The organism is Halomonas sp., from assembly GCF_041689495.1.
In the GTDB taxonomy this organism is placed as follows: domain Bacteria; phylum Pseudomonadota; class Gammaproteobacteria; order Pseudomonadales; family Halomonadaceae; genus Halomonas.
On sequence record NZ_JBDNGD010000206.1, the window covers coordinates 1 to 5,405 of the forward strand.

Consider the following 5,405-nt stretch of genomic DNA (forward strand, 5'->3'; position numbering starts at 1 on the left):
ACCGGCGTGTCCGCCGAGCAGGCCACCCGCATTGCCCGTGAGTTCGCCGACAATGCGAACAAGACCCAGGGTCGCTCCATGATCATCGTCGGTGCCGGCATGAACCACTGGTACCACATGGACATGAACTACCGCGGCCTGATCAACATGCTGGTGATGTGCGGTTGCATCGGCCAGAGCGGCGGCGGCTGGGCCCACTACGTCGGCCAGGAGAAGCTGCGCCCGCAGACCGGCTGGACCCCGCTGGCCTTCGGCCTCGACTGGCAGCGCCCGCCGCGGCACATGAACTCCACCTCCTTTTTCTACAACCACTCTTCCCAGTGGCGCTACGAGAAGCTGGAAATCAAGGAAATCCTCTCGCCGCTGGCCAAGGCCGAGGACTATCCGGGTAGCCTGATCGACTTCAACGTGCGCTCCGAGCGCATGGGCTGGCTGCCTTCCGCTCCGCAACTGAATACCAACCCGCTGCGCCTGGCGAAGGCAGCTTCCGAGGCCGGCATGTCCACCAAGGACTTCGCCGTGGACCAGTTGAAGAGCGGCAAGCTCGCCTTCGCCGCCGAGGACCCGGACAACCCCCAGAACTTCCCTCGCAACCTCTTCATCTGGCGCTCCAACCTGCTAGGCAGCTCCGGCAAGGGCCACGAGTACATGCTCAAGTACCTGCTGGGTACCCGCCACGGCATCCAGGGCAAGGACCTCGGCGACGTCGGCGGCCAGAAGCCGGAAGAGGTGAAGTGGCACGACGAGGCGCCCGAGGGCAAGCTCGACCTGCTGGTGACCCTGGACTTCCGCATGTCGACGACCTGCCTCTACTCGGATGTCGTGCTGCCCACGGCAACCTGGTACGAGAAGAACGACCTGAACACCTCCGACATGCACCCCTTCATCCACCCGCTGACCGCGGCCACCGACCCGGCCTGGGAATCGCGCAGCGACTGGGATATCTACAAGGGCATCGCCAAGGCTTTCTCCAGGGTCTGCGTGGGGCATCTGGGCAAGGAGACCGACCTGGTCACCCTGCCGCATCAGCACGACTCCCCCGCCGAACTGGCCCAGGTCGAGGTGAAGGACTGGAAGAAGGGCGAGTGCGAACCGATTCCCGGCAAGACCATGCCGGCGCTGATCGAGGTCACACGCAACTACCCCGAGACCTATGAGCGCTTCACCTCCATCGGCCCGCTGCTGGAGAGCATCGGCAACGGCGGCAAGGGCATCAGCTGGAACACCGAGAAGGAGGTGGATCTGCTGGGCAAGCTCAACCACTGCAAGACCGAAGGACCCCACAAGGGACGCCCGCAGATCGAGTCGGCCATCGATGCCGCCGAGATGATCCTGACCCTGGCGCCGGAGACCAACGGCCAGGTGGCAGTGAAGGCCTGGGAAGCGCTGTCGAAGATCACCGGACGGGATCACGCCCATCTGGCACATCCCAAGGAAGACGAGAAGATTCGCTTCCGCGATATCGTCGCCCAGCCGCGCAAGATCATTTCCAGCCCGACCTGGTCCGGCCTCGAGAACGAGCACGTCTCCTACAACGCGGGCTACACCAATGTCCACGAGCTGATCCCCTGGCGCACCGTCAGCGGCCGTCAGCAGTTCTATCAGGATCACCCCTGGATGCGCGCCTTCGGTGAGAGCCTGCTGGCCTACCGGCCCCCCATCAATACCAAGACGGCGCAGGGCTTCACCCTGCCGGCCGACAACGGCTACAAGACCAAGGCGCTGAACTTCATCACCCCCCACCAGAAATGGGGCATCCACTCCACCTACAGCGAAAACCTGCTGATGCTGACCCTGTCACGCGGTGGCCCCATCGCCTGGCTGTCGGAAGACGATGCGCAGTCGATCGGTATCGAGGACAACGACTGGATCGAGCTCTACAACTCCAACGGTGCGATCACCGCCCGTGCCGTGGTCAGCCAGCGGGTCAAGAACGGCATGGTGATGATGTATCACGCCCAGGAGCGCATCACCAATATCCCCGGCTCCGAGGTCAGCGGCACGCGGGGCGGGCTCCATAACTCGGTCACCCGCATCTGCCCTAAGCCGACCCACATGATCGGCGGCTACGCGCAGCTCTCTTATAGCTTCAACTACTACGGCACCGTCGGCTGCAACCGTGACGAGTTCGTCCTGGTGCGCAAGATGAAGCATATCGACTGGCTGGATGGCGAGGGCAATGACACCGTGCAGGAGGCAGTGAAATGAAGATTCGTTCCCAGGTAGGCATGGTCCTCAATCTCGACAAGTGCATCGGCTGTCACACCTGCTCGGTGACCTGCAAGAACGTCTGGACCAGCCGTGAAGGCATGGAGTACGCCTGGTTCAATAACGTCGAGACCAAGCCCGGCATCGGCTATCCCAAGGAGTGGGAGAACCAGCAGAAGTGGAAGGGCGGCTGGCTGCGGCGTCAGGACGGGCGCATCGAGCCGCGCATCGGCGGCAAGTGGCGCGTGCTGGCGAATATCTTCGCCAACCCCGACCTGCCGGAGATCGACGACTACTACGAGCCGTTCACCTTCGACTACCAGCACCTGCACACCGCCAAGCAGGGCGAGCACCAGCCCACCGCGCGGCCGCGTTCGCTGATCTCCGGTCAGCGCATGAACAAGATCGAATGGGGCCCCAACTGGGAGGAGATCCTCGGCACCGAGTTCGCCAAGCGCCGCAAGGATGCCAACTTCGAGCAGATCCAGGCCGATATCTACGGCCAGTTCGAGAACACCTTCATGATGTACCTGCCGCGGCTGTGCGAGCACTGCCTCAACCCGACCTGTGTGGCCTCGTGTCCGAGCGGGGCGATCTACAAGCGGGAGGAGGACGGCATCGTGCTGATCGACCAGGATCAGTGCCGCGGCTGGCGGATGTGCATCTCCGGCTGCCCCTACAAGAAGATCTACTACAACTGGAAGAGCGGGAAATCCGAGAAGTGCACCTTCTGCTATCCGCGCATCGAGGCCGGTCAGCCGACCGTTTGCTCTGAGACCTGTGTGGGGCGCATCCGCTACCTCGGCGTACTGCTCTATGACGCCGATCGCATCGAGGAAGTGGCCAGCGCCCCCGACGAGCGCGACCTCTACCATCGCCAGTGCGAGATCTTCCTCGACCCCCACGACCCCAAGGTGATCGAGCAGGCGAAGAAGGACGGCATTCAGGACAACGTGATCGCCGCCGCCCAGGCGTCGCCAGCCTACAAGATGGCCATCGACTGGGGCCTGGCACTGCCACTGCACCCGGAGTATCGCACCCTGCCCATGGTCTGGTACGTGCCGCCGCTGTCGCCGATCCAGTCCGCCGCCGAGGCCGGCAACGTCGAGTTCGACGGCGTGATGCCGAAGATCGAGTCGCTGCGCATCCCGGTCAAGTACCTGGCCAACATGCTCACCGCCGGTGAGGAGGCGCCGGTGGTCCTGGCCCTCAAGCGCCTGATGGCCATGCGCGTCTACATGCGCGGCAAGCACGTGGAAGGGAAGCCCGATGCCGAGGTCCTGGAGGAAGTGGGACTGACCGTGGCCCAGGTGGAAGAGATGTATCGGTATCTCGCCATCGCCAACTACGAGGACCGCTTCGTGATCCCCACCAGTCATCGCGAGATGGCCACCGAGGCCTTCCCGGAGCGCGGCGGCTGCGGTTTCAGCTTCGGCGACGGCTGTCATGGCGACAGCAGCGAGAGCCTCTTCGGCGGTCGCAAGACGACCACCACCCTGGTCAAGCCGGTGGAATCCTATGATCCGCAAGCCGAGGAGGTGCGTCATGACTGAGGCCGCTCTCGAGATGGCCGAGCCGTGCCTCGGCTTGCGCAGCCTGCGCGTGCTGGCCCGCCTGCTCGACTACCCCACGGCACCGCTGCAGGCCGCCGCGGGTGAGATGATCGAGATCCTCGACGGTGAACGTCGGCTTTCCCCGACGCTGCGCACCGCCCTGATGGACTGGTGCCAGCGCCTCCATGAGGCCGATCTGATGGAACTGCAGGCCGAGTATGTGGCGGTATTCGACAAGGGACGCGCCACCTCGCTGCTGCTCTTCGAGCATGTCCATGGCGAGTCCCGCGACCGCGGCCAGGCCATGGTCGACCTGATGAACGAATACAACGCCGCGGGCTTCGAGCTCGATGCCAGGGAACTGCCCGACTATCTGCCGCTGTTCCTGGAATACCTCTCCACCTGCCCGGAGGCCGAGATCGGCCGCTGGCTGGGCGAGATCCGCCACATCCTGGCGCTGCTCACCGCCCGGCTGGAGGAGCGCAACGCCGACCACGCCCTGGTGCCACTGGCGCTGCTGGCGCTGATCGGAGCCGACGGGGACGTCGACGCTCATCGCCCGGAGGTGCAGGCCGAGACACCCGACGACACGCCCGAGGCCCTGGATGCGGTCTGGGAAGAGGAGGCGGTGCGTTTCTCCGCCGAGTCGGATCAGGATTGCGCCCTGCAGTCCGCCGAGGGGCGGCGGCTTGCCGAACGCAAGAACGTGACGCACAGCGAGGCTGTGCGGGTCCTCGATCCCGCATCCGCCGACGCCAGGCATCAAGGAGACCAGTCATGAGCTACCTCAACACCCTGCTGTTCGGGCTCTACCCCTATCTCGCCGGCAGCGTCTTCCTGATCGGCAGCCTGATGCGCTTCGATCACGGCCAGTACACCTGGAAGACCGGCTCGAGCCAGATGCTGACCTCGAAGAATATGCGCATGGCGAGCAACCTCTTCCATATCGGCATCCTGGTGATCTTCTTCGGCCACCTGTTCGGCATGCTGACGCCGCACTGGGTGTATGCGCCCTTCATAAGCGCCGGCACCAAGCAGGTGATCGCCATCCTGGTGGGTGGTATCGCCGGCGTCATGTGCCTGGTGGGGGGCGCCATGCTGGCGTATCGGCGCCTCACCAACCCTCGCGTGAAGGCCTCCTCCAGCACCATGGACTCCTTCATCATCGTGCTGCTGGTGGTGCAGGTGACGCTGGGTCTCTTGACCATCATCCCCGCCCTCAGCCACCTGGATGGCGGCGTGATGCTCGAGCTCGCTCACTGGGGCCAGTCCATCGTCTTCTTCCAGGGCGGTGCTGCTGGCTACCTCGACGGGGTCGGCCTGATCTACAAGCTGCACATCCTGGTGGGGCTGACCATCGTGCTGGTGTTCCCCTTCACCCGCCTGGTCCATGTATGGAGCGTGCCCTTCGGCTATATCGCCCGGCGCTACCAGCTCGTACGGCGAAGAGGGTAAGGAGTCTCCATCATGCAGAAGATCGATATCGAACTAATCCCGGGGGGCGCCAGCCCCCCTCCCATCCGAGTCGGCGAGTCCATCATCGAAGAGGCCACGATCGCCGGCGAGATGCAGTACCACCCGGCGGACAGCGCCGGCAGCGCCCAGCTCAAGGCGGCCAGAGCACTGGTGGTGCGCGAGCTGCTG

4 protein-coding genes are annotated in these 5,405 nt (G+C 64.3%); all 4 read left to right on the top strand.

The features are described 5' to 3' along the window. Nucleotides 1-2,208: nitrate reductase subunit alpha (locus ACESMD_RS07385; RefSeq protein WP_372611785.1), on the top strand; the 2,208-nt coding region annotated here is incomplete at its 5' end. Continuing rightward, complete coding sequence (gene narH / locus ACESMD_RS07390) at nt 2,205-3,761, top strand: nitrate reductase subunit beta (protein ID WP_372611787.1); 1,557 nt, start codon at nt 2,205-2,207, stop codon at nt 3,759-3,761. The genes ACESMD_RS07385 and narH, both read left to right, overlap by 4 nt. Beyond that, the gene (narJ, locus tag ACESMD_RS07395; RefSeq protein WP_372611789.1) at nt 3,754-4,542 is read left to right on the top strand and encodes a nitrate reductase molybdenum cofactor assembly chaperone; all 789 of its coding nucleotides are present in this window, start codon (nt 3,754-3,756) and stop codon (nt 4,540-4,542) included. Before narH ends, narJ begins: the two co-directional genes overlap by 8 nt. Beyond that, nucleotides 4,539-5,216: a respiratory nitrate reductase subunit gamma gene (gene narI, locus ACESMD_RS07400; protein ID WP_372611791.1), complete on the top strand. Its 678-nt coding sequence runs from the start codon at nt 4,539-4,541 to the stop codon at nt 5,214-5,216. The genes narJ and narI overlap by 4 nt, the downstream gene beginning before the upstream one ends. The last annotated feature ends 189 nt before the right edge of the window (nt 5,217-5,405 follow it).

Bases quoted from the DNA above. Each gene is read 5' to 3' on its own strand.
- narH (WP_372611787.1), top strand. From the start codon at position 2,205: ATGAAGATTCGTTCCCAGGTAGGCATGGTCCTCAATCTCGACAAGTGC.
- narJ (WP_372611789.1), top strand. From the start codon at position 3,754: ATGACTGAGGCCGCTCTCGAGATGGCCGAGCCGTGCCTCGGCTTGCGC.
- narI (WP_372611791.1), top strand. From the start codon at position 4,539: ATGAGCTACCTCAACACCCTGCTGTTCGGGCTCTACCCCTATCTCGCC.